Raw genomic sequence first — 23,869 nt, 5'->3', positions numbered from 1 at the left:
GGATGTTTGCCAGATGGTCAAAAGAAAAGGGGCCACATTCTATGTGCAATAGTGCGGCTAAGCCAGCCTTTGCTGGTATATGGCAGAGTGACGAATTGTACGTCTGGACAACGCCCGAGTGTTGCATATTCAAGATTTGCAGAATCTCAATGTTGGCGTTTCACGCTGTTTATCTTATATGTCACAGTTGGTTGTGCTTGTTTTTTGTTCAGCGCTGGTCGCTATGTGTGCACAATGTAGTCAATAAAGCGTTTTAACCTTACTTTATAGTGATTTTCGCTAAAGAGTCATTTGATGATGTCGATAGTGGGGAAGACCATTTTGAATCTTTCCTGTATCGAGCTGTCCATGTCCCTCTCCATCGCTACCAATATTTCTGCCCTCAATGCTTCTCGCCATCTTGGTCAATCATCCAACATGCTGGATTCGGTATATCGACGACTCTCATCCGGCTTGCGCATCAACAGTGCCGCTGATGATGCAGCAGGCTTGCAGATTAGTAATCGCCTCACCAGTGAAGTGAACGGGACCAACACCGCTATTCGCAACGCCAATGATGGGATCTCGGTGATCAACGTCGCCGATGGGGCGCTTGATGAGTCGGTGAACCTGATGCAGCGGATGCGCACCCTGGCACTGCAGTCGGGAAGCGGTGCCAATACGGCAGAGGATCGCGTAGCTCTGAATGCTGAGTTCAAGCAACTGCAGTTGGAGATGGACCGGATTGCCACAGGTACCCGGTTTGCCGGACAGGATCTGCTGGCGGGGAGTTACGAAGGTATCTTCTTGGTCGGTGCCTATGCAGGACAGAATACCGTCATTACCGATCTCAATGCCCAGACCAAAAATCTGGGGGAGATGGAGTGGCGAGCGCGCAGTCCGGCAGGAAGCAAGCCAGGGGCGTATGACATTGCTGATCTCAAGCTTTCATCTCAGCCTATCACCCTTAATGGCGTCACTTTTGACAAGGACTATTCAACTCTGGAAGCGTTCGTGGCAGATATTAATGGCACCACCTTTCCCAATAATCAGGGGCCGGTACAAGCGCAACAACTGCCATTTTCAGTCGCCTCCGCGGTCGATTTATCCGCATTACCCTCCTATATCGATGTGGCGGGTCACTCTGTGGATTTGACCACAGGCATTGATATGACCGGATGGGATCCGGTCAATCCGACAGCAAAAAATAGTGCCATCATGGCAACCGTGGTTCAACGCATCAACAGTACTGCGCAATCGGCAGGTCTGGGTTTTTATGTGAGTGCCTCCAACAACAGTAATCCCGCCAGCAATTCATTGACCATGCATAGCGCTCAGGGGAACAGCCTTGCGCTGGCGAATGGCACAACCCCCCCTCCGCAGCCAGCACCACCGGCGCCTCCGGTGATCAGTAGTTCCTCTCTGAGCTCTCTGTTACCCGATGTTACATCGACGACGTATATCGGTCAGATGGAGCTGCGCTCATCAGGCGACAAGTATTCCAATATTGATATGCAGGGATCCAGCATGCATGCGCTTGGCTTTTATCAAGAGGACAAGAAGAAATATACCGTTGATAATATGGATGTTCTTAGTGAAGACAACGCCAGCAGGGCCATCAAAACCCTGGATGTGGGTATGAAACAGCTGGGTGTTCAGCGCGCTCGGCTCGGTGCCCAAGCCAACGCGCTGGATTCACGGGTACGCAATCTGGCCAATGCCAATGAGAACCTCAGCGCTGCCCGCTCAAGGATCCGGGATGCCGACATGGCTGTGGAATCGGCTCGCTTGGTCAGCACCCAAATCTTGCAGCAGGCGAGTGCTTCGATTTTGAGTCAGGCAAACAGTCGCCCCAATGCGGCCCTGAGTTTGCTGCAATCCTGAGCGGGACTGCCAGCTGGCATAGCAATTGGTCGCTATCATTCATGGTCACTATCCATAAAGACAAAGAGGCCACCCAATGGGTGGCCTCTTTTCTTATTGCTTCTTGTTGCCGGATGCTATTCGGCAGCGTCAGAGAGTGATCCCCTTGAGTGCCTGGGCCAGTTCGCTGGCGGTGGCTTTAAGCCCCTGCGTACCGGCTACCGAGGCGCTGGCAGACTCTTCCACCTGGGCCGCTTCATGGCGTACCTGATCCAGATTGTGGGTGATCTCGGCGGCGACCGAGCTTTGCTCTTCGCTGGAGGTGGCTATCTGGGTACTCATCTCTAGCACCGCATCGCTGTGGTTGCTCAGCTTCTCGATATCGAGCCCCACCTCGCTGATGAGCTGCTGGCTGCTGGCGGCACGCCCCACGGTTTTCTCCATGATCTCGTTCAGCGCGCCGGTACCGGTCTGCAGCTCTTCGATCATCTGCTGGATCTCCACCGTCGCCTGCTGGGTACGGCTGGCGAGGGTACGCACCTCATCCGCTACCACCGCAAAGCCGCGACCCTGCTCACCGGCACGGGCCGCCTCGATGGCGGCGTTGAGGGCAAGCAAGTTGGTCTGCTGGGAGATGGCGTTGATGACGTTGACCACCTCGTTGATCCGGTTGGCGTTGTGGGTCAGGCGCTCGACCGCGCCGGAGGCGTTGCCAATCTCGTCGGCCAGGGTGCGGATCGCCTCGATGGTGCGGGCTACCCGGTTGGCGCCATTGGCTGCCTCTTCGCTCGACTGGCGGGTCTGCTGCAGGGTGTCGTTGGCATTGCGCGCCACTTCGCGGATCGCTGCCGACATCTGTTCCATGGCGGTGGCCAGTGAATCCATGTGCTGGCGCTGGGACCGCGCCATGCTTTCGCCTTCGCGGGCATGGTCACGAAACTCATCGGCTGCCATGGTCAACGCTTCTGCAGACTCCTCCACCAGTTTGACGATCTGGTGCTGGCGGTCGGTAAAGCGGTCGATGCTGCCCGCCAGGGTGGAGAACTCGTCCCGCACTGGAAAGAAGTTGAGACGGAAGGTGAGATCCCCATCCGCCACGGTTTGCAGCGCCTTGTTGGTGGAGTACAGGGCGCCGGAGACAAAGGTCATCATGTAGTGGATCACCAGCGCCATCAGGGCGGCCAGCGCGCCGATGAGGAGCAGGGTCGAGCCCTGACCCTCCCACATGGAGAGGTTGCCGGTATCGAGATCACCGGTGACGTAGCCTGCCTGACCCGCTGGCGCTGTAAAGAGGTAGTGATCTCCTTGCTGCTGCAACCCGCTGCTGCCTTGCCGGGTCAGACGCAGATTAGCAGGCAACACCAAAGTGGGCTGCTGGCTGACCAGTTGCGCCGTGGTCTCGACCCGTTGCTGCAACTGCGCTACCCGCAGGGAGATCTCCTGCTGATGGCTGGCCGCCAGCATATACCAGCTGAGAAAGGCGATGATGAAGAGAGGTAACCAGAACGCGATATGGAATTTTTCACTGATGGTGAGGTGAATGAGATAGCGGTCAACCCACCGGAATTTAACTTCTTTCATAATGGAGCTGCATCCTGCAGAGATAGAGTGTCGGGCACATTATCGTCTCGGGAAATTTTTTCTTAAGCGGAAGGTGTGAGAAATGGGAGAGCAATCGTTTGTCATTCGGGTGTGGGGGCAGGTGCAGGGGGTGGGATTTCGCTATTTCACCCGTGAGCGGGCGCTGCAACTGGGTTTGCGGGGCCATGCCTACAACCTAGAGGATGGCTCGGTGGAGATCCTGATCAGCGGCCCCGCACAGGGGGTGCAGATGATGCTGGGGTGGCTGGAGCATGGCCCGCGCACCGCTAGGGTGACCCGGATGGAGTATGAAGAGGCGCTGCCGCCCACCGGTCAGGGCTTTCACACCAACTGAAGGGGCGGAGACGAGATGGACGCTGACAAGGAAGGTCTGTTGCTGACTCAGGCAACAAGCTGGGTCGCCCGTTATCAGGAGGCGGCGCGAGCGGTGCGCGAAGAGGCCAGCGAACCGGCCGTGCATGGCTACCGTATCGCGGCGCGCCGCTTGCTGGCACTGCTCGCCCTGTGGCGACCACTCACCTATCATCCCGAGCTGGAGCGGCGTCTGCTGCGCTCGGTCGGGCGGCTCTCTGCACTACGGGATGCTCAGGTCTACGCCGAGCGTTTTGGCAAGCTGCCTGCCAGCACTGGCAATACCCACAAATCGGCCTGTCGCGTGCCCCTGTTGTCGCGGCGATTGGCCCGCTGGCTTGCGGTGGTGGCGCAGGTGCAGGATGCGCGGGCATTGGCGTTCCTCTATCTGCAGCATCTGGCCCTGCGCCTTGATGAGGCGCAGAGCGCTCTCGATGAACCTATTCCCTGCGTTGGGAAATCTGTCAGCTCCCGTCAGCAACAGTTGCGCCGCTGGCATCGGCTGCGCCTCGAGATCAAGCAGGCCCGTTATGGCGTGGAACTGTTGCTGGATCTGGGGAGTGGAGATCCCGGCTGGTTGAGTACCCTGACTCACTGGCAGGAACGACTCGGCCAGTTGCAGGATTGGCGTCAATGGCGGCGGAGGTTGCGAGCAGAGCAGGGGGGCACCCACAAGCAGACGAAACTGCGGCAGCAGTTGAAGCAAAAGATCACTGTCCGTTTGCGTCAACTGGACTGCCAGCAGGCGGAGCTGGTAGCGCTCAAACTGGCGATGCAGGCAGGTCACAACATGGAAGACATGGCAAGTCGGCTGGTCAGGTATTCAGAACAAAATGTATCGTCCACCAAGTCAAGCGGTAGATAGCCTCGAGGCCGCAATCTACGAAAGTAATCCGCGACCAGCATCTACAAAAACTAACCAAGCCAAACAGGTGAGACAAAAAAAGAGAGACCGTTTGGCCTCTCTTCTCTATCTGGCTGTGATCACAGTCAGCGATGTGCTTACTTGACGCGCATCCCTGGCTGGGCGCCTTCCTGCGGCTCCAGGATCCAGAGATCCTTGCCGCCCGGGCCTGCGGCCAGCACCATCCCTTCGGACATGCCGAAACGCATCTTGCGCGGAGCCAGGTTGGCCACCATCACGGTCAGCTTGCCTTCCAGATCTTCCGGGTTGTAGGCGGACTTGATACCGGCAAACACCTGACGGGTTTCACCGCCGATATCCAGTTGCAGCTTGAGCAGCTTCTCGGCTTCCGGTACCGCTTCGGCCTTCTTGATCAGCGCGACGCGCAGGTCAATCTTGACAAAATCGTCATAGGTGATGGTTTCGCTGATGGGGTCATCAGCCAGCGGACCGCTCACTTTCGGCGCCTGCTCCTTGGCCAGGTCTTCCTTGGAGGCCTCGATCATGGCTTCAATCTTCGCCGGCTCGATGCGGGAGAAGAGGGCCTTGAACGGTGCAACGGTATGATCGACCAGCGGCATTTCGATGCCATCCCAGCTGAGGGTTTCGGCCAGGAAGGCTTCGGCACGCTCGGCCAGCAGCGGCATGACGGGCTTGAGGTAGGCCATCAGCACGCGGAACAGGTTGATGCCAACAGAGCAAACCGCCTGCAGCTCGGCGTCAGCCCCTTCCTGCTTGGCGATAACCCAAGGAGCCTTGTCGTCCACATAGCGGTTGGCCTTGTCGGCCAGCGCCATGATTTCGCGGATGGCGCGGCTGAACTCGCGGCTCTCATACGCTTCAGCAATGGCGGTGCGGGCGTTGGCGAATTCGGCGTAGAGCTCGGGTTCGGCGCAGGTTGCCGCCAGCTTGCCGCCAAAGCGCTTGGCAATAAAGCCGGCGTTGCGGGAGGCGAGGTTGACCAGCTTGTTGACCACGTCAGCGTTGACGCGCTGCACGAAATCTTCGAGGTTCAGGTCCAGATCGTCGATGCGGCTGTTGAGCTTGGCGGCGTAGTAGTAACGCAGGCACTCCGGATCCAGGTGGTTCAGGTAGGTGGATGCCTTGATGAAGGTGCCCTTGGACTTGGACATCTTGGCGCCGTTGACGGTCACGTAACCGTGCACGTTGACCTTGGTCGGCTTGCGGAAGTTGGCACCTTCCAGCATGGACGGCCAGAACAGGCAGTGGAAGTAGGCGATGTCCTTGCCGATGAAGTGGTAGAGCTCGGCGTCGGAGTCCGCTTTCCAGTAGCTGTCAAAGTCGATGTCACCGCGCTTGTTGCACAGGTTCTTGAAGGAAGCCATGTAACCGATGGGCGCATCCAGCCAGACGTAGAAGTACTTGCCCGGGGCACCGGGAATTTCGAAACCGAAGTAGGGGGCGTCACGGGTGATGTCCCACTGCTGCAGGCCGCTCTCGAACCACTCCTGCATCTTGTTGGCCATCTCTTCCTGAATGGCGCCGGAGCCGCGTACCCACTCAGAGAGCCATTTTTCAAACTGCGGCAGGTCGAAGAAGAAGTGTTCGGAGTCCTTCATTACCGGAGTGGCGCCGGAGACGGCGGATTTCGGATCGATCAGCTCGGTCGGGCTGTAGGTGGCGCCGCAGCTGTCACAGTTGTCGCCATACTGCTCCGGAGACTTGCACTTGGGGCAGGTGCCCTTGACGAAACGATCCGGCAGGAACATGGATTTTTCCGGATCGAACAGCTGGGAGATGGTGCGGCTCTTGATAAAGCCACCATTTTTCAGGCGGCCATAGATCAGCTCCGCCAGCTCGCGGTTCTCGTCGCTGTGGGTGGAGTGATAGTTGTCAAAGCTGATGTTGAACCCGGCGAAATCGGCCTGGTGCTCCTTGGAGACCGCAGCAATCATCTCTTCCGGGGTGATCCCCATCTGCTGTGCCTTGAGCATGATCGGGGTGCCGTGGGCATCATCGGCACAGATGAAGTGCACCTGATGACCGCGCATTCGCTGATAACGAACCCAGATATCGGCCTGGATATGTTCCAGCATGTGGCCAAGGTGAATGGAGCCATTGGCATAGGGGAGGGCGCAGGTTACCAGCATTTTACGAGGATCAGTTGCCATATTACGTTCTTGATGTGCTTGTTGGGATGATAGAGTGCCGTGCATGTTACCCGAATTGGGGGTAGCCTGCCTAGGGTTGTGGCTATGCCAACCTTGGCAGCACCTGCTGTTACGATGGCAGGCAAGCCACTGATTTGTGTGCGGTAACCGTTCACCTCAAGATAATGACAAGATAATGAGGAGTTAATGGTGATTGATTCAGTAAAACAGATCCTCGCCGAATTTAAGCCAGCAGGCTGGCACAAGGATCTGGTGGATGCCGGATTCGTTCGCGAGATCATCAATCAGAGTCAGGGGCTTACTATCCGGCTGGTATTGCCGTTTGCCGGTCTCTCGCTGCTCGATCAGCTTAAAGAGAACTACGATGCCAGACTGCGCAGCGCCACCGGCGCCTCCCGCATCGACTGGGCACTGGAGATTGACGTCGCCAGCATGCCGCGGGCGCAGGGCCTCAATGCCGTGCAGGGCATTCGCAACATCATCGTGGTCGCTTCCGGCAAGGGCGGGGTAGGCAAGTCTACCACCGCGGTCAATCTGGCGCTGGCCCTGCAAAAAGAGGGTGTGCGGGTCGCTATTCTCGATGCCGATATCTATGGCCCTTCCATTCCTACCATGATGGGCACCCTCACAGAGCGCCCGGTCAGCCATGACGGCAAGCTGATGGAGCCGGTGATGGCCTGCGGCCTCAAGAGCAACAGCATCGGCTATCTGGTCTCCGAGCAGGATGCCACCATCTGGCGTGGCCCGATGGCGAGCAAGGCGCTGGCGCAGATCCTCCATGAGACCCGCTGGGGCGAGGTGGATTATCTGGTGGTAGACATGCCGCCGGGCACTGGCGACATCCAGCTCACCATGGCCCAGCAGGTGCCGACGTCGGCGGCAGTGATCGTCACCACCCCGCAAGATGTGGCGCTGGCCGATGCCCGCAAGGGGATCGCTATGTTCAACAAGGTCAATGTGCCGGTGCTCGGTATTATCGAGAACATGAGCTACCACGTCTGCAGCGCCTGCGGTCATCATGAGCCGCTGTTCGGTACCGGTGGCGGCCAGAAGATGGCTGAGCAGTATCAAGTGGCGCTGCTTGGCCAGTTGCCGCTGCACATCGACATCCGCCAACACATGGATGATGGCTGCCCGACGGTGTTCGGCGCACCGGAAGGGAGCCTGGCTCAGGCCTATTTGAAGCTGGCGCGCAGGGTAGGGGCTGAACTCTTTTTCAGCGCAAAACCGATTGCGACCCCCCTCTATGCCATGGCGCTGGATGAATAATCGGCGGTCGGTCACTTGAAAGGGAATTGAGGGTGGGCATGACCCACCCTTTTTTATATAATGGATCGGTTTAAACCATCCCCACTGCTCTTCTCTTTTAGGTATTTGTCATGTCTGATACTCAACATTCGTGTGTGATCATCGGTATTGCGGGCGCATCTGCGTCTGGCAAAAGTCTTATAGCCCAGACCATTTATGAAGAGCTGGTGGCCGAACTGGGCGCAGGTCAGATTGGTGTGATCACCGAAGATTGCTACTACCGTGATCAGACCCACCTGACCATGGAAGAGCGGGTCAAGACCAACTATGACCACCCCAACGCGCTGGATCACGACCTGCTGGTACAGCACCTTAGCCAGCTGGTCAAAGGTGACGCGGTTGCCATTCCCCAGTACTCCTACACCGAACACACCCGGATGAGCGAAGTGACCCCGTTTGCGCCGCGCCGAGTGATCATTCTGGAAGGGATTCTGCTGCTGACCGACAGCCGTCTGCGGGATCTGATGGATGCCTCCATCTTTATGGATACCCCGCTCGATATCTGCCTGCTGCGCCGTCTGGTGCGTGATGTGCAGGAGCGGGGCCGTACCATGGACTCCGTGCTCAAGCAGTACCAGAAGACGGTGCGTCCGATGTTCCTGCAGTTTATCGAGCCGTCCAAACAGTATGCCGATGTGATCGTGCCCCGTGGTGGCAAGAACCGCATCGCCATCGACATGCTCAAAGCGCGTATCCGCCACATGTTGATTGGTTAAGATGAAACAAGCCGGGTGATGCCCGGCTTTTTTAAAAGCACAATTTGTCAGGAGAGTTGCCCAATGCGTCTGTGTGATACCGATATTGAACGCCATCTGGATGAAGGCAAGATCGTCATTGAGCCACGGCCCGGGGTAGAGCGGATCAGTGGTGTCAGTGTCGATGTGCTGCTGGGTAACGAGTTTCGGGTGTTTCGCGATCATACCGCGCCCTATATCGACCTGAGCGGCCCGAGCAGCGAGATGGCCGATGCCATCGATCGGGTGATGAGTGACGAGATCCACATCCCCGATGGCGAAGCCTTCTACCTTCACCCGGGTCAGCTGGCGCTGGCAGTGACCTATGAATCCGTCACCCTGCCTGCCGATATCGTCGGCTGGCTGGATGGCCGCTCTTCATTGGCGCGCCTGGGTTTGATGGTGCACGTGACGGCGCACCGGATCGATCCGGGTTGGTCCGGTCGCATCGTGCTGGAGTTCTACAACGGCGGTAAACTGCCGCTGGCACTGCGCCCGAAGATGAAAATTGGCGCCTTGAACTTCGAGATGCTCTCCGGCGTCGCGGCCCGTCCCTACAACAAGCGGGAAAATGCCAAGTACAAGAGCCAGCAGGGCGCCGTTGCCAGCCGTATCAATCAGGACTGATAACTGGCAACACGGCAACGATTCAAGGGAGCACAAGGTGCTCCCTTTTTGCATCTGGAATCAAACGGATATGGGGCTGATGGTGCTGGTCGGATGAGATTGGCGGGGCAGGGACGTTTTATCACCACTTTCGCCCGTTTTTCTGTCATAAAAACGTCATAAAAATGAAATTATTGGCTTAATTGTCAGCTATTTTTGCCCTTTCCCGCAATCATTGGCGGCTTTAATTAATCGATGGCAAGCCGCATGATGACTGGCTCTAGGATATTTTTTTCCAAAAAGCTCTTTTTTTTTATGGCTGAAATATTTCAATGGTGGCTATGGTGTTGGCCGCCATCTGGCATAATCCGCCGCAACTCATAAACAGGCTTTTTTTTATGTTTGAAATGTTTAGTGGTTTGGGTTTGTGGTGGTCAATCGGTTTGGTATTGGCCGTTTTTTTTGTGCTTGCCTATGAATTTATCAACGGCTTTCACGATACCGCCAACGCGGTAGCAACGGTTATCTATACCAAGGCGATGCCAGCTCACCTAGCGGTCGTTGCATCGGGGATCTTCAACTTTTTCGGCGTCATGTTTGGTGGACTGGGTGTGGCCTATGCCATTGTCCATCTGCTGCCTATCGACCTGCTGCTTGGGATGGACTCCACCCAAGGGTTGATCATGGTCTTCTCCTTGCTGTTTTCCGCCATCGTGTGGAACCTGGGCACCTGGTTCTTCGGGATCCCGGCCTCCAGTTCACATACCTTGATCGGTTCCATTCTGGGGGTAGGCGGCGCCTATGCCTGGATCACCCATAAACCGGTGACAGAAGGGATCAACGTGGGCAAAGCGATCGACATCATGCTTTCCCTCATCATCTCTCCCACCATAGGTTTCATCATCGCGGCGCTGCTGCTGCTGGCAATGAAACGCATCTGGACCAGCAACAAGATCCACAAAACACCGGAAGAGCGTCAGCTGGTGGATGGCAAGAAGCACCCGCCGTTTTGGGCGCGTCTGACCCTGGTGGCATCGGCCATGGGCGTCAGCTTCGTGCACGGCTCCAACGATGGCCAGAAGGGTATCGGTCTGGTGATGCTGGTGCTGATCTGCATGGCACCCGCCTATTTCGCGCTGGACATGAACAGCCGCTCTTATGACCTGGATCGGACCCAGGATGCCAACCAGCGCATCATGGAGATCTACCAGCGCAACCAGTCCGCCCTCTCTGGTGTTATCAACTTCTCTGCACCGGCAACGGCTCAGGAAGAGCTGATGACTCACTGCTCCGCCGATGGCGTGCTGCAGGCGATGGCCACCCTGGATGCCCGTCTGGGGGCTGTGCGTACTTATGATCAGATGAGCCTGACCGACCGTCGCGAAGTGCGTCGTCTGCTGCTCTGTATCGATGACACTGCCCGCAAGGTTGCCAAGCTGCCGCTGCCCGCCAAGGAGCTGACCGACCTGGCCAAATGGCGCAAGGATCTGACCGCCACCGCTGAATACGCACCGACCTGGGTGATCGTCTCCATCGCACTGGCGCTTGGTTGCGGTACCATGGTGGGCTGGCGTCGTATCGTTCATACCGTGGGCGAGAAGATCGGCACCACCGGCATGACCTACAGCCAGGGCATTGCGGCCCAGATCACGGCTGCAACCTCCATCGGGGTCGCCAGTCTGACCGGTATGCCGGTGTCCACCACCCACATCCTCTCTTCTGCGGTGGCGGGTACCATGATTGCCAACAAATCCGGCCTGCAGAGCCAGACCATCAAGACCATCCTGATGGCCTGGGTATTGACTCTGCCGCTGACCATGTTGCTCTCCGGCGGCCTGTTCATCGTCAGCCACCATCTGTTTGGTTGATCTGCCGCGCTCATAACGCGCATCAGAATAACAATGCCGCCCGGTCGAAAGATCGGGCGGCATTTTTTATATGCTGGATAGGTCGTATCTCGTGAGCGCAGGAATATGGCTTGCAGGGATGTTAGGAGCGGGTCAGAAATCCCAGCCAGATTGCGGTATTGGTTCGGATTGATCGCCTTTGCGAGCCTTGCGCCGCGCAGCCTCGACCCGGCGTTTGCGATCCCGGCACAGGCGCATCACCTCTTGTTGCTGGGCAGGGGTCATGGTGAGCCAGTTGAAACGCTCTTCGCGATTGCGCAGGCACCCCTTGCAGTAGCCTTTGTTGTTCACTTCGCAGACCCCGATGCAGGGGCTCTGCAGCGGGAATATTTCGAGCTGTTCCATTTATCACCTCGCACATCCTGTCACCTTGTTATAACCCAGCGGATCCCCTTTGGAGAAATCCTGCTTCAAGTGATTGATGTCGTTTGCTTTCCCCCTGCAAATTTGGCATCTTCCCCGCCGAGCATGGCTCTTGGCGTTATATGAGGACATATGAACAAACACGCGTACTGGCTGACCGCCGCAGTGCTGGGACTAGCCGGTTGTGCGGGCAACTCTGACAAAGCAGAAATGCCCAAAAAGCAGACCGACAACAGATGCTTTCTTAACTGCGAGGTGCCGGAAAATCTGGGCAAGCAGTATCTGGACGGGACCCTGCCAGAGGATCTGGTGAGGGTGGAGCGGGTCAATAGCCGTGCGCGTGCCGACTACAGCAAATTTGGCCCGCAAAGCAGACTGGTATTGGAGCGCTCCGGCAAGATGACCCGCCGTTATGGCGAGCTCTATCATCAGCTCTCCCGCTGGGTGGCGGGCGGTGGCAATCCTGCCGATATTACCCGTTACGGTATCAGCCTGGCTCAGCTGGGCGGTGCCGATCGCATGGGCAACGTGCTCTTTACCGGTTACTACTCGCCGGTGCTGGAAGTGCGCCACCGCCCGGATGCCAAGTACAAATATCCCATCTATGCCATGCCCAAATGTGGTGGCCGTTGTCCTACCCGGGCCGAGATCCATCAGGGAGCGCTGGCCAACCGAGGGCTGGAGCTGGGTTACAGCAAATCCCTTATCGACAACTTCCTGATGGATGTGCAGGGCTCGGGCTTTGTCCATTACGGGGATGACGATCGGCTGCAATATCTGGGCTACAGCGGCAAGAACGGTCACGGTTACGTGAGTATCGGCCGAGTGTTAATCGATCGCGGTGAAGTGCCCAAAGAGCAGATGTCGATGAAGGCCATCAAGGAGTGGGCCAACCGTCAACCGGAGGAGAGCGTCAAGGAGCTGGTGGAGCAGAACCCCTCCTATGTCTTCTTCGAGCGTCGACCCACCAATGATGTGATCGGCGCCGCCGGTATCCCGCTGCTGCCGTTGGCGGCCGTCGCTGCCGACAAGACCCTGCTGCCGATGGGGACCCCGATCCTCGCTGAAGTCCCCTTGCTCGACACAGAGGGCAACTGGACCGGCAAGCACCAGCTGCGGCTGTTGATTGCGCTGGATGTGGGAGGGGCGGTGAAGAAGGGCCACCTCGATCTCTACCACGGCATGGGCGAGAAGGCTGGCGTCGCAGCCGGTCACTACAAGCACTTTGGCCGGGTCTGGAAGCTGGGTTTGCACCACGGGCCGACTGCCGCCCCCTGGTTGTAATCCTCTGATGGGTTGGGCGTCTGTCATCGGGCGCCCGAGCAATGTGAAGAGACAAAAAAAGCCGCCGGATTGCTCCGGCGGCTTTCTATTTTGTGCGAGTTGCCAGTCTGTGGCTGCGTCAGCTCTTCTGGATATCCAGCCGGATAGCGCCGACCGGTTTGCAGCAGCAGGGGAGGCACTCCCCCTGGGCGACGAATGCCAGCGGCACATTGGGGTAGTGCACCTTGCCAGCCATCAGCGGAGTGCGGCAGGCGCCGCAATAGCCGCTGCGACACTGGAATTCCACATGATGACCGTGGCGCTCCAGGGTCTCCAACACGCTTTCGCCGGGATGGGCGTGCAGCACGGCACCATCCCGGGTATGCACCCGTGGTGCCACGTCCGCATGCTGTTCGGCAGGCGCGTGCGGGGCAGGGGTCAGCGTGTTGGTGGCGTCACTCACAGCTCGAAATCACCCAGGTCGTCGGCATTGACCTCGCTGTCGATCTGACCGACCAGATAGGAGCTGACCTCTACCTCTTGCGGGGCGACCTGCACGTTGTCGGATGACAGCCAGGTGTTGATCCAGGGGATCGGGTTTTGCTTGGTGCCGGCAAAGGCTGGCTGCAGGCCGACTGCGCTCATGCGCAGGTTGGTGATGTACTCCACATACTGGCAGAGGATGTCCTTGTTCAAGCCGATCATGGAGCCGTCCTGGAACAGGTACTCGGCCCACTCTTTCTCCTGAATGGCCGCTTCTTTGAAGATCTCGAAGCAGGCCTGTTCGCACTCGGCGGCGATCTCGGCCATCTCCGGGTCATCCTGGCCGGTGCGCATCAGGTTCAGCATGTGCTGGGTGCCGGTGAGGTGCAGCGCTTCGTCGCGGGCGATCATCTTGATGATCTTGGCGTTGCCTTCCATCAGTTCACGCTCGGCGAAGGCAAAGGAGCAGGCGAAGCTGACGTAGAAACGGATTGCCTCCAGCGCGTTGACGCTCATCAGGCACAGATAGAGCTTCTTCTTGAGCTCGCGCAATGTGATGGTCACTTCGCGGCCCGCGACGGTGTGGGTCCCTTCACCATGCAGGTTGTAGAGGGCGGTCGCTTCGATCAGGTCGTCGTAGAAGTGGCTGATGGAGCCGGCGCGCTTCAAGATCTGCTCATTGGTCACGATGTCGTCGAACACCTGGGCGGGGGTGTTGACGATATTGCGGATGATGTGGGTGTAGGAGCGAGAGTGGATGGTCTCGGAGAAGGCCCAAGTCTCAATCCAGGTTTCCAGCTCCGGAATGGAGACCAGCGGCAGCAGGGCCACGTTGGGGCTGCGGCCCTGAATGGAGTCCAGCAGGGTCTGGTACTTCAGGTTGGAGATGAAAATGTGCTGCTCGTGGGGCGGCAGGGCCTGATAGTCGATGCGATCACGGGAGACATCCACCTCTTCCGGGCGCCAGAAGAAGGAGAGCTGCTTCTCGATCAGCCGCTCGAACACTTCGTGCTTTTGTTGATCATAACGGGCTACGTTGACCGATTGGCCAAAAAACATCGGCTCTTTGAGCTGGTCGTTTTGGGTTTGGCAGAAAGTTGAATAGGCCATGGTTACCAGAATATGTGAATAGAGAAAACAGGAGAGCGGGAGCTTCATGCTCCCGCCCGGTTATCAGTTCTTGCCGTGACTTAGATTTTGCAAGCCCCGCCAGCGCAACCGTCATCTTGCAGATCGGTCTGGGCATCGTCTGCACCATCACGGGTGTTGTGATAGTACAGGGTCTTGAGGCCGTATTTGTAGGCGGTCAGCAAGTCCTTGAGCAGCTGTTTCATCGGCACCTTGTTGCCTTCGAAACGGGCAGGGTCGTAGTTGGTGTTGGCGGAGATCGCCTGATCCACAAACTTCTGCATGATACCGACCAGCTGCAGGTAGCCGTCAACGCTCGGTTGCTTCCAGAGCAATTCGTATTGATCTTTCAGGCGATCATACTCGGGCACCACCTGTTTGAGAATGCCGTCTTTGGAGGCCTTGACCGAGACCAGGCCGCGTGGCGGCTCGATGCCGTTGGTGGCGTTGGAGATCTGGCTGGAGGTCTCGCTCGGCATCAGGGCTGTCAGGGTGGAGTTGCGCAAGCCCACTGACTTGATCTCTTCACGCAGACTTTCCCAATCCAGATGCAGCGGCTCGTTGCACAGCGCATCCAGATCCTTCTTGTAGGTGTCGATGGGCAGGATGCCCTGGGCATAGGTGGTCTCGCCAAACAGCGGGCAGGGGCCGAACTCGCGGGCCAGCTGCACGGAGGCTTTCAGCAGATAGTACTGAATGGCCTCAAAGGTACGGTGAGTCAGGGCCAGACCGGAGCCGTCGGAGTAACGGGCACCGTTTTTGGCCAGGTAGTAGGCGTAGTTGATGACGCCGATCCCCAAGGTACGACGACCCATGCTGCCCTTCTTGGCGGCGGCAATCGGGTAGTCCTGATAGTCGAGCAGGGCATCGAGGGCCCGCACGGCCAGATCGGCCATCTCTTCCAGATCTTCCAGCTTCTCGATGGCTCCGAGGTTGAAGGCGGAGAGGGTGCACAGGGCGATTTCGCCACTCTCGTCGTCGATGTTGTTGAGCGGCTTGGTCGGCAGCGCAATCTCGAGGCAGAGGTTGGACTGGCGTACCGGCGCCACGCTCGGGTCGAACGGGCTGTGGGTGTTGCAGTGATCCACGTTCTGGATGTAGATGCGACCGGTACCGGCACGCTCCTGCATCATCAGGGAGAAGAGGTCTACCGCTTTCAGGGTCTTCTTGCGAATGGCCGGATCCTGCTCGTACTTGACGTAGAGCTCTTCGAACTTGTCCTGATCGGCAAAGAAGGCGTCGTACAGACCCGGCGCATCGGACGGGGAGAACAGGGTGATGTCACCGCCCTTGATCAGGCGCTGGTACATCAGCTTGTTGATCTGCACGCCGTAGTCCATGTGACGAACACGGTTCTCTTCCACGCCGCGGTTGTTCTTCAGCACCAGCAGGCTTTCCACTTCGGTGTGCCACAGCGGGTAGAACAGGGTGGCCGCACCGCCGCGCACGCCGCCCTGGGAGCAGCACTTCACGGCAGTCTGGAAGTATTTGTAGAAGGGGATGCAACCAGTGTGGAACGCTTCGCCGCCACGGATGGGGCTGCCCAGACCGCGGATGCGACCAGCGTTGATGCCGATACCGGCGCGCTGGGAAACATAACGCACGATGGAGCTGGCGGTGGCGTTGATGGAGTCCAGGCTGTCGTCGCACTCGATCAGTACGCAGGAGCTGAACTGACGGGTCGGGGTGCGCACGCCGCTCATGATCGGGGTCGGCAGGGAGATCTTGAAGGTCGAGACCGCATCATAGAAGCGCTTGATGTAGTCCAGACGGGTATCTTTCGGGTACTTGGAGAAGAGGCATGCCGCAACCAGGATGTAGAGGAACTGCGGGCTTTCGTAGATCTCGCCGGTGACGCGGTTTTGTACCAGATACTTGCCTTCCAGCTGTTTGACTGCCGCGTAGGAGAAATCCATGTCGCGCCAGTGATCCATGTGCGCGTTCAGCTCTTCGAATTCAGCCTGGGTGTAGTCTTCCAGCAGGTGTTTGTCGTACTTGCCCATGTCGACCAGACGAGCCACGTGCTGGTAGAGGTGGGGCGGTTCGAACTGGCCGTAGGCCTTCTTGCGCAGGTGGAAGATGGCCAGACGGGCTGCCATGTACTGGTAGTCCGGGGTCTGCTCGGAGATGAGGTCAGCCGTCGCCTTGATGATGGTTTCGTGAATGTCGGCGGTACGGATACCGTCATAGAACTGGATGTGGGATTTGAGCTCTACCTGGGAAACCGACACGTTGTCGAGACCCTCGGCGGCCCAGTCCAGCACGCGGTGAATTTTATCCAGATCGATGGGTTCTTTGTGTCCGTTACGCTTCGTCACAAACAAGTTCATTGGCTGATGACCTTCAGTTGATTCCCGAAAAACCATCGCACAATGGCGCACCCAGGCTCCGGCGGTATGCGGGAGTTGGGTAGAGATTGTGCGATGAATCACAAGATGTAGTGTTATTTTAAGTTCGAGCTACAAGATAGTGAGGTCGGCCCGCCATTGCAATGTGTGGATAAGTGACGAGCTGTGGATAAATTGTGAGTCTTGCCCCATCAGTTAGTGACCGCTCACAGTGAGCGGGTTTTCATTCGTCCGCTCCGCTAAAAGCAAGTCTCCCGATCGAAGATGGAAAATTTAAATAACTTTTTTTGCTTGCGAAACGGGGGGCTTTTTACTAGCAAACGGCGGCTGATTATCCCTTATGCAACAAGGGTCAAAAGCTGTCCAGTTGTCGCAGCCGCGGGCTCAGCGTGGCAAGGGCTTTGCATCAGATGACGGTGGTTTGTGGCCGCTTTGTGACGGCTGCGAGCTTGTCAAATGGGTATCCAACAGGCAGAAAGATGCCTTTATTATCCATGAATAGACGAGTGATGGTGGCGCAGGACGCAGGAGCGCAAAGGAAGAGATGCAAGGGGCGAAGAGTCTCTTCGCCCCGTTATCGCATGTCAAGCCGGTAAGGCTGTGCGTTACACCTTGGCCGTCAACTCGTAGCGCAGCCAGTGGTGCAGGGCCTGCACGGTATCAAACTGCAGATCGGCGCCCCACTGGGCGGGATCTTCCTCATTATTGAGATAGCCCCAGCCTGCGACGGCGGTGCGCATGCCAGCATTGCGGCCCGCTTCGATATCCCGCACATGATCCCCCACATAGAGGCAGTGAGCCGCCTCGACCCCCAGCTTCTCGCATGCAAAGAACATGGGGGCGGGGTCGGGCTTGCGTACTGGCAGGGTATCGGCACTGACGGTGACGCCGCAGCTGGCGAGCTGTGGCAGGGCCGCCAGCAGCGGCTCGGTGAGAAAGCCCGGCTTGTTGGTGACGATGCCCCAAGGGAGCTGTTTCTCGTCGAGCCACTCGATAAGATCCACCATTCCTTCATAGGGGCGGGTACCGACGCAGAGATTGGCCGCGTAGTAGTCGAGCAGGGCATTGCGCAGGCGCGTGGCCCCCAGCTCTTCAAGCAGTTCATCGCCGAGGCCCGCTTTCAGCAGCCCGAGCGCTCCGTGGGAGGTGGTCTGACGAATGATGTCGTCAGAGAGCGGCGCAAAGCCTTCGCTGATCAGCACGTGGTTGACGGCGGCACCCAGATCCGGGGCTGTGTCGAGCAGGGTGCCATCCAGATCGAACAGCACACCGCGCAGGGGAAGAGGGTGAGAGGCACTCATCAACCGTGCTCCGGGCGGACAAACTCCACCATATAGTTGACGTCGACATTTTTGCCGAGCTTGAACTGGTTGGTGAGGGGGGCGTAGTGGACGCCGCTCATGTCCCGTACCAGCAGGCCAGCTGCTTCCCCCATGCGACACAGTTCGGCCGGGGTGATGAATTTTTTGTGATCGTGGGTACCCTTGGGCACCATCTTCATCAGGTATTCGGCCCCGATGATCATCATCAGATAGGATTTGGGGTTGCGGTTGATGGTGGAGACAAACACCCGGCCGCCCGGGCGCACCAGGGTAGCGATGGCGCGCAGCACGGAGGCGGGGTCCGGCACATGCTCCAGCATCTCCATGCAGGTGACCACGTCATACTGGCCCGGCACTTCGGCGGCATGGGCTTCGGCGGTGATCTGGCGGTACTCGAGCTCGACACCCTGTTCCAGGGCGTGCAAGCGGGCGACGCCGAGGGGCTCCTTGCCCATGTCGATGCCGGTGACCTTGGCGCCACGGCGGGCCATGCTCTCGGAGAGAATACCGCCACCACATCCGATATCGAGCATGCGCTTGCCAAACAGACCGCCACTTTTGTCGGTGATCCAGTCAAGGCGTACCGGATTGATTTGATGCAGGGGTTTGAATTCACCTTCCATGTCCCACCAGCGGGAGGCGATGGCTTCAAACTTGGCGATTTCTGTCAGATCGACATTGGCATCACTGTTCATTTTTCGAAGATCCTGTGGCAGGGCGCCCGCTTCTGAGTCATGGGCGCAATCTATTGTCCTGGCGGGCATTATAACGGACGGACTTTGTCACACCAGCCCGATCTGATACCCGATTTGTGGCTTAAGGTATTTGGCTCAGTGTGTTACCATGTCGCGCTGTTTAAGCCAAAGAACAACTAATTAGGGATAAGGCTTTCTATGAGCGATCTGGCCAGAGAGATCACGCCGGTCAACATCGAAGAAGAGCTCAAGAGTTCCTATCTTGATTACGCCATGAGCGTGATCGTAGGACGAGCTCTGCCGGATGTGCGTGATGGCTTGAAACCGGTTCACCGCCGCGTTCTGTTTGCAATGAACGAGTTGGGGAACGACTGGAACAAGCCCTATAAAAAATCGGCCCGTGTGGTCGGTGACGTAATCGGTAAATATCACCCGCACGGCGATAGCGCTGTGTATGACACCATTGTCCGGATGGCGCAGGATTTCTCCATGCGTTACATGCTGGTCGATGGTCAGGGCAACTTCGGTTCAGTCGACGGCGACAGCGCCGCGGCGATGCGTTATACCGAAGTGCGGATGGCCCGCATCTCCCACGAGCTGCTGGCTGATCTGGACAAAGAGACCGTGGACTGGGTGCCGAACTATGACGGCACCGAGATGATCCCGGCTGTCATGCCTACCAAGGTTCCCAACCTGCTGGTCAACGGCTCCTCCGGTATCGCGGTGGGCATGGCGACCAACATTCCGCCTCACAACCTCACCGAGATTGTCAATGGCTGTCTGGCGCTGATCGAAAATGGCGACCTCACCATTGACGAGCTGATGACCTACATCACCGGCCCGGATTTCCCCACCGGCGGCATTATCAACGGTCGTTCCGGCATCGTGCAGGCGTACCGTACCGGTCGTGGCTCCATCTATGTGCGGGCCAAAGCTGAAGTGGAAGTGGACGAGAAGACCAGTCGCGAGACCATCATCGTTCACGAGATCCCCTATCAGGTGAACAAGGCTCGACTGATCGAGAAGATCGCCGAGCTGGTCAAAGAGAAGAAGATCGAGGGCATCAGTGCCCTGCGCGATGAGTCTGACAAAGACGGCATGCGCATCGTTATCGAGATCAAGCGCGGCGAGTCCGGCGAGATTGTGCTGAACAATCTCTACAAGCACACCCAGATGCAGACCACGTTCGGCATCAACATGGTGGCGCTCGATAACAACCAGCCCAAGGTGATGAACCTTAAAGAGATCCTGGATGCGTTCCTGCTGCACCGCCGTGAAGTGGTGACTCGCCGGACCGTGTTCGAACTGCGCAAAGCGCGGGATCGGGCACACATTTTGGAAGGTCTGGCGGTTGCGCTGGCCAACATCGATCCCATCATCGAGCTGATCCGCCACAGCGCGACCCCGGCCGACGCGAAAGCGGGCCTGGTTGCCAAGGGCTGGGAACTCGGCAACGTGGCCGCCATGCTGGAAAAAGCGGGCGACGACGCGGCACGGCCAGAGTGGCTGGAGCCCGAGTTCGGTATCCGTGAAGGTCAATACTTCCTGACCGAACAGCAAGCCCAGGCCATCCTTGACCTGCGCCTGCACAAGCTGACCGGCCTCGAGCACGAGAAGATCCTGGAAGAGTACCAATCTCTGCTGGATCTGATCGCCGAGCTGCTGCACATCCTGGCGAGCCCGGCTCGTCTGATGGAAGTGATCCGCGATGAACTGCTGGCCGTGCGTGAGCAGTATGGCGACGAGCGTCGCACCGAGATCAGCATGTCCAGTGCCGAGATCAACATCGAAGATCTGATCACCCCGGAAGACGTGGTGGTTACCCTGTCTCACCAGGGCTATGTGAAGTATCAGCCGCTCTCCGACTACGAGGCCCAGCGCCGCGGTGGTCGTGGCAAGTCGGCCACCCGGATCAAGGAAGAGGACTTTGTGGAGCGTCTGCTGGTGGCCAACACCCACGACACCATTCTGTGCTTCTCCACCCGTGGCAAGGTCTACTGGCTCAAGGTTTACCAGCTGCCGGAAGCCTCCCGTGGCGCCCGTGGTCGTCCGATCATCAACCTGCTGCCGCTGGAAGAGGGTGAGCGTATCACCGCTATCCTGCCGGTGAAGGAATATGACGCCGAGAAGTATGTGTTCTTCGCCACCGCCAACGGTACCGTGAAGAAGACCAGCCTCTCTGACTTCAGCCGTCCGCTCTCCTCCGGTATCCGCGCCATCAATCTCAAAGAGGGCGATGAGCTGATCGGGGTGGATATCACCGACGGCAGCAACGAGATCATGCTCTTCTCCGACGCGGGCAAAGTCGTTCGCTTCGCCGAAGGCAGCGGTCGCGCCGATGCGGATGTCAGCGATGACGTTGAAACCGACGACGATGCCGGCAATGACGATGATGGCAGCGACAACGGCGAAGGCACCGAAAGCAAGGGTACCTTCAAGGGCGTTCGTCCCATGGGTCGTACCGCAGCCGGTGTGCGCGGCATCAAGCTGGGCGCCGGTGACAAGGTGGTTTCCCTCATCGTTCCGCGCGGCGAAGGTGCCATCCTCACCGCCACCGAGAACGGTTACGGCAAGCGGACTGCGTTGGCCGAATACCCGACCAAGAGCCGTGGTACCCAGGGCGTTATCTCCATCAAGGTGGATGAGCGCAACGGCAAGGTGATCGATGCGATCCAGGTCGAAGATACCGACCAGATCATGCTGATCACCAACGGCGGTACCCTGGTGCGTACCCGTGTTGCCGAGGTGAGCGTCATTGGCCGTAACACCGGCGGTGTCCGTCTGATCCGTACCGGTGAAGACGAGACCGTGGTTGGCCTGCAGCGTATCGCCGAGAGCGACGAAGACGAGAACGACGCTTTGGCCGTTGACGGTGAGGTATCTGAAGGTACCGATACCACGACCGGCACTGATGCGGTCGATGCTGGGGAAGCGGGCGACGAGTAATCGTCACCAGTTACCCGAGCAACGTCTCTGAGCAAAAAGAGCGACCCTGGTGGTCGCTCTTTTTATTTGTCTGCTTTTTATGACAGGTAGCTGAAAGTCGGGCCGGGTGCTGGCCTGATCACTCCTGCAGCCACATTCTGGCGCTGCGGGCGGGAATGGCGACCCGTACCCACTGGCTCTGCACGTTGACCACGGCGCCTTGGTCGAGCACGTCACGATAGTTGCGATACCAGTTCATCTCGAATTTGGCGGTATCGAGCCAATACTCCTGCTCATAGTCGCACTTGTTGATGCCGACCAGCCCCTGTTTGCCCCGTTTGAATAGCACGAAGCAGTCATCGCTGCCGATCAACTGCATGGGTTGACCCTGCACCGCATTGTGGAAGCGGATCATCCCCTTGAGATCGGCGCGCTGGTAGTAATCCTGCCAGCGCAGTCCATCCTTGGCCTGGGTCTCGCCGTGATCCGAATAGACCAGTGGCGAGCCACCATCGCGCCCAAGCAGATAGGCATAGGCCAGCTTCTCGTCAGTCTGGCTTAAGATCTGATAGCGGAAGCCGTCGTTGGTGGGGATGTCGTGGGTGACCGCGAAGGTGACGGCGCGACTGCCCGGTAGTGCCTGACCGTAGGCGCCCGGATCCGCCAGCAGGTTCATGCTGCCACCGTAACTGAAGGCACCGCGCAGGGAGGCAAACAGCGGAAAGTCATAGGCTCCCTGGCCGCTGCTATCGAGGTAGGGTTTGAGGAAGCGCTCGTAATCGGTACTGCCAGCACCCCCTGTGGTGATCACCTCGCCAAACACGTGCATCCCCTGTTTGATTTCGGGGGTGAACACGGCATTGATCTGGTAATCGCTCATGTGCTTGACCGCATCGACCCGAAAACCCTTGATCCCCATCCCCTTGAGCGCCTTGAGGTAGGCCTGTTGCTGGCTCACCACCCAGTTGTTGGGATCCAAGTCCGGCAGCCCCTTGTCACCGGCACCGCCACAGAGACGCCAATACTGGACATGACCCGGGTCGCTCCAGTCGCTGATGCACCCTTCCGGATGAAAATCCTGACCGGAGAGGAAGTTTTGCCCCAGATCGCCAAACAGTTTCTGGCGCTCGAAATAGGCCGGGTTGCTGGCGTAGCTTTGCAGCAGCTCGTTGCCGGGATAGTTGAGGTCCTGGCGTTTCCAGCTTTCGTTGGCCATGTGGTTGAGCACCACATCGGCATAGACGGCGATGCCTCGCGCTTTCATGGCAGCGATCAGCTGCTCGAGATCCTGCTTGTTGCCAAGAGGGGAGTCGACAAGACGCAGATCCTGCGGCTGGTAACGAGCCCACCACTCGTTGCCTGATGACTTGAGAGGCGGCGAGATGAGTACCTGTTTGTAACCGGCCGACTTGATAAGGTCGGCTTTGGCGGTCACTTCACTGTACTTCCAGTTGAAGGCGTGCAGTATGACGTCGGCGTGCGCCAAGGGGGCGATCAGCATGCCTGCGATCGCCCATATTCCCGCTGTGTGTTTCATTATTGTGTCCCTGTTTTTATAGATGCCTGAATGGGCAACCCAGCTTTGGCGGGAACAGAGTGAGCTGCAATCCACAACCTGCAGATTTGTGACCGCTTTCAGAGTGATTTCGCCGAATATGTGAACTGTTTCGGCTTTTCCTCCCTACCGCCAGTTGCCTTTTTACAAGTGATTTTTTTGTCATTTCCCTGTCATTCCCAGTCGCTATCCTGCCGGGCGAGTGGTGCGTTGTTGCCATCATCTTCACCGTCAGGAGTTGCGTATGACCAGTTGGATCACATGGGAAATTTGGTGGAGCCGAGTATGGGGCGAGTCAGAGGTGCTGCTGTATGAAGAGGATGAGCACGAAGTGGCTCATGAACCCTCGCGACTACCGGTTGAAATGGTGCAACAGGGTCGGGATCAGCGCGCAGGCTAAG

Annotated in this window: 19 protein-coding genes; 10 read left to right on the top strand and 9 right to left on the bottom strand. The window is 58.0% G+C overall.

The annotated features are described in order from the left end of the window. The first annotated feature begins 294 nt into the window (after positions 1-294). On the top strand, positions 295-1,863 hold the full coding sequence (locus I6L49_RS21080; RefSeq protein WP_216950822.1) for a flagellin: 1,569 nt from the start codon (positions 295-297) through the stop codon (positions 1,861-1,863). Between the two features lie 129 nt (positions 1,864-1,992). On the opposite strand, the gene I6L49_RS05720 is transcribed toward I6L49_RS21080, so the two are convergent. Next, the gene (locus tag I6L49_RS05720; protein ID WP_216950821.1) at positions 1,993-3,423 is read right to left on the bottom strand and encodes a methyl-accepting chemotaxis protein; all 1,431 of its coding nucleotides are present in this window, start codon (positions 3,421-3,423) and stop codon (positions 1,993-1,995) included. An 82-nt stretch (positions 3,424-3,505) separates the two neighbouring features. Here I6L49_RS05720 and I6L49_RS05715 point away from each other — a divergent pair, with 82 nt between their 5' ends. Beyond that, positions 3,506-3,778 (top strand): acylphosphatase, encoded by a 273-nt coding sequence (locus tag I6L49_RS05715; RefSeq protein ID WP_005345583.1) that lies wholly within the window; start codon positions 3,506-3,508, stop codon positions 3,776-3,778. Between the two features lie 15 nt (positions 3,779-3,793). Continuing rightward, positions 3,794-4,660 (top strand): CHAD domain-containing protein, encoded by an 867-nt coding sequence (locus I6L49_RS05710; protein WP_216950820.1) that lies wholly within the window; start codon positions 3,794-3,796, stop codon positions 4,658-4,660. Positions 4,661-4,797: 137 nt separating this feature from the next. Here I6L49_RS05710 and metG read toward each other — a convergent pair whose 3' ends face one another. Beyond that, positions 4,798-6,831 (bottom strand): methionine--tRNA ligase, encoded by a 2,034-nt coding sequence (gene metG / locus I6L49_RS05705; RefSeq protein ID WP_124929466.1) that lies wholly within the window; start codon positions 6,829-6,831, stop codon positions 4,798-4,800. Positions 6,832-7,017: 186 nt separating this feature from the next. Between metG and apbC the strand changes: the two genes are divergently transcribed. The 4 genes from apbC (at position 7,018) to I6L49_RS05685 (ending at position 11,347) form a co-directional block, all read left to right on the top strand. After that, positions 7,018-8,100, top strand: coding sequence for an iron-sulfur cluster carrier protein ApbC (gene apbC, locus I6L49_RS05700; protein WP_216950819.1), 1,083 nt, complete (start codon positions 7,018-7,020; stop codon positions 8,098-8,100). A gap of 110 nt (positions 8,101-8,210) precedes the next feature. After that, positions 8,211-8,855: a uridine kinase gene (gene udk, locus I6L49_RS05695; protein WP_005345570.1), complete on the top strand. Its 645-nt coding sequence runs from the start codon at positions 8,211-8,213 to the stop codon at positions 8,853-8,855. A 63-nt stretch (positions 8,856-8,918) separates the two neighbouring features. After that, positions 8,919-9,500 carry a dCTP deaminase gene (dcd, locus tag I6L49_RS05690; protein WP_005336719.1) on the top strand — a complete coding sequence of 194 codons (582 nt, stop codon included), beginning with the start codon at positions 8,919-8,921 and terminating at the stop codon, positions 9,498-9,500. A 377-nt stretch (positions 9,501-9,877) separates the two neighbouring features. Further along, complete coding sequence (locus I6L49_RS05685) at positions 9,878-11,347, top strand: inorganic phosphate transporter (protein ID WP_216950818.1); 1,470 nt, start codon at positions 9,878-9,880, stop codon at positions 11,345-11,347. 132 nt (positions 11,348-11,479) lie between these two features. Here the strand turns inward: I6L49_RS05685 and I6L49_RS05680 are convergent, their stop codons facing one another. Next, positions 11,480-11,731: a DUF1289 domain-containing protein gene (locus I6L49_RS05680; protein WP_216950817.1), complete on the bottom strand. Its 252-nt coding sequence runs from the start codon at positions 11,729-11,731 to the stop codon at positions 11,480-11,482. Positions 11,732-11,881: 150 nt separating this feature from the next. Between I6L49_RS05680 and mltA the strand changes: the two genes are divergently transcribed. Beyond that, positions 11,882-13,033 carry a murein transglycosylase A gene (gene mltA, locus I6L49_RS05675; protein ID WP_216950816.1) on the top strand — a complete coding sequence of 384 codons (1,152 nt, stop codon included), beginning with the start codon at positions 11,882-11,884 and terminating at the stop codon, positions 13,031-13,033. Between the two features lie 118 nt (positions 13,034-13,151). Here the strand turns inward: mltA and yfaE are convergent, their stop codons facing one another. From yfaE to ubiG, 5 genes are all read right to left on the bottom strand, one after another. Then, entirely contained in the window at positions 13,152-13,475 is a 324-nt protein-coding gene (gene yfaE / locus I6L49_RS05670) for a class I ribonucleotide reductase maintenance protein YfaE (protein WP_179903870.1), read from the bottom strand. Then, on the bottom strand, positions 13,472-14,605 hold the full coding sequence (nrdB, locus tag I6L49_RS05665; protein ID WP_005336708.1) for a class Ia ribonucleoside-diphosphate reductase subunit beta: 1,134 nt from the start codon (positions 14,603-14,605) through the stop codon (positions 13,472-13,474). Before nrdB ends, yfaE begins: the two co-directional genes overlap by 4 nt. Before the next feature lie 80 nt (positions 14,606-14,685). Further along, complete coding sequence (nrdA, locus tag I6L49_RS05660; protein WP_069554819.1) at positions 14,686-16,953, bottom strand: class 1a ribonucleoside-diphosphate reductase subunit alpha; 2,268 nt, start codon at positions 16,951-16,953, stop codon at positions 14,686-14,688. 623 nt (positions 16,954-17,576) lie between these two features. Further along, entirely contained in the window at positions 17,577-18,272 is a 696-nt protein-coding gene (locus I6L49_RS05655; protein WP_216950815.1) for an HAD family hydrolase, read from the bottom strand. After that, positions 18,272-18,988 carry a bifunctional 2-polyprenyl-6-hydroxyphenol methylase/3-demethylubiquinol 3-O-methyltransferase UbiG gene (ubiG, locus tag I6L49_RS05650; RefSeq protein WP_040065603.1) on the bottom strand — a complete coding sequence of 239 codons (717 nt, stop codon included), beginning with the start codon at positions 18,986-18,988 and terminating at the stop codon, positions 18,272-18,274. The genes I6L49_RS05655 and ubiG overlap by 1 nt, the downstream gene beginning before the upstream one ends. A 198-nt stretch (positions 18,989-19,186) precedes the next feature. Here ubiG and gyrA point away from each other — a divergent pair, with 198 nt between their 5' ends. Next, the gene (gene gyrA / locus I6L49_RS05645; protein ID WP_123173094.1) at positions 19,187-21,934 is read left to right on the top strand and encodes a DNA topoisomerase (ATP-hydrolyzing) subunit A; all 2,748 of its coding nucleotides are present in this window, start codon (positions 19,187-19,189) and stop codon (positions 21,932-21,934) included. A 118-nt stretch (positions 21,935-22,052) separates the two neighbouring features. Here gyrA and I6L49_RS05640 read toward each other — a convergent pair whose 3' ends face one another. Further along, complete coding sequence (locus I6L49_RS05640; RefSeq protein WP_026458860.1) at positions 22,053-23,450, bottom strand: alpha-amylase family protein; 1,398 nt, start codon at positions 23,448-23,450, stop codon at positions 22,053-22,055. 262 nt (positions 23,451-23,712) lie between these two features. On the opposite strand from I6L49_RS05640, the gene I6L49_RS05635 reads away from it, so the two are divergent. Continuing rightward, positions 23,713-23,868 (top strand): hypothetical protein, encoded by a 156-nt coding sequence (locus I6L49_RS05635; RefSeq protein WP_019838752.1) that lies wholly within the window; start codon positions 23,713-23,715, stop codon positions 23,866-23,868. The last annotated feature ends 1 nt before the right edge of the window (position 23,869 follow it).

The organism is Aeromonas sp. FDAARGOS 1419, from assembly GCF_019047045.1.
In the GTDB taxonomy this organism is placed as follows: domain Bacteria; phylum Pseudomonadota; class Gammaproteobacteria; order Enterobacterales; family Aeromonadaceae; genus Aeromonas; species Aeromonas veronii.
Note: the sequence above shows the minus strand (reverse complement) of the source record. Positions and strands in the feature narration are given on the sequence as shown.

Bases quoted from the DNA above. Each gene is read 5' to 3' on its own strand.
- mltA (WP_216950816.1), top strand. From the start codon at position 11,882: ATGAACAAACACGCGTACTGGCTGACCGCCGCAGTGCTGGGACTAGCC.
- ubiG (WP_040065603.1), bottom strand. From the start codon at position 18,988: ATGAACAGTGATGCCAATGTCGATCTGACAGAAATCGCCAAGTTTGAA.
- I6L49_RS05635 (WP_019838752.1), top strand. From the start codon at position 23,713: ATGACCAGTTGGATCACATGGGAAATTTGGTGGAGCCGAGTATGGGGC.
- I6L49_RS05655 (WP_216950815.1), bottom strand. From the start codon at position 18,272: ATGAGTGCCTCTCACCCTCTTCCCCTGCGCGGTGTGCTGTTCGATCTG.
- I6L49_RS05680 (WP_216950817.1), bottom strand. From the start codon at position 11,731: ATGGAACAGCTCGAAATATTCCCGCTGCAGAGCCCCTGCATCGGGGTC.
- I6L49_RS05715 (WP_005345583.1), top strand. From the start codon at position 3,506: ATGGGAGAGCAATCGTTTGTCATTCGGGTGTGGGGGCAGGTGCAGGGG.
- I6L49_RS05720 (WP_216950821.1), bottom strand. From the start codon at position 3,423: ATGAAAGAAGTTAAATTCCGGTGGGTTGACCGCTATCTCATTCACCTC.
- nrdA (WP_069554819.1), bottom strand. From the start codon at position 16,953: ATGAACTTGTTTGTGACGAAGCGTAACGGACACAAAGAACCCATCGAT.
- udk (WP_005345570.1), top strand. From the start codon at position 8,211: ATGTCTGATACTCAACATTCGTGTGTGATCATCGGTATTGCGGGCGCA.
- I6L49_RS05710 (WP_216950820.1), top strand. From the start codon at position 3,794: ATGGACGCTGACAAGGAAGGTCTGTTGCTGACTCAGGCAACAAGCTGG.
- dcd (WP_005336719.1), top strand. From the start codon at position 8,919: ATGCGTCTGTGTGATACCGATATTGAACGCCATCTGGATGAAGGCAAG.
- apbC (WP_216950819.1), top strand. From the start codon at position 7,018: ATGGTGATTGATTCAGTAAAACAGATCCTCGCCGAATTTAAGCCAGCA.
- nrdB (WP_005336708.1), bottom strand. From the start codon at position 14,605: ATGGCCTATTCAACTTTCTGCCAAACCCAAAACGACCAGCTCAAAGAG.
- I6L49_RS21080 (WP_216950822.1), top strand. From the start codon at position 295: ATGATGTCGATAGTGGGGAAGACCATTTTGAATCTTTCCTGTATCGAG.
- I6L49_RS05685 (WP_216950818.1), top strand. From the start codon at position 9,878: ATGTTTGAAATGTTTAGTGGTTTGGGTTTGTGGTGGTCAATCGGTTTG.
- I6L49_RS05640 (WP_026458860.1), bottom strand. From the start codon at position 23,450: ATGAAACACACAGCGGGAATATGGGCGATCGCAGGCATGCTGATCGCC.
- gyrA (WP_123173094.1), top strand. From the start codon at position 19,187: ATGAGCGATCTGGCCAGAGAGATCACGCCGGTCAACATCGAAGAAGAG.
- metG (WP_124929466.1), bottom strand. From the start codon at position 6,831: ATGGCAACTGATCCTCGTAAAATGCTGGTAACCTGCGCCCTCCCCTAT.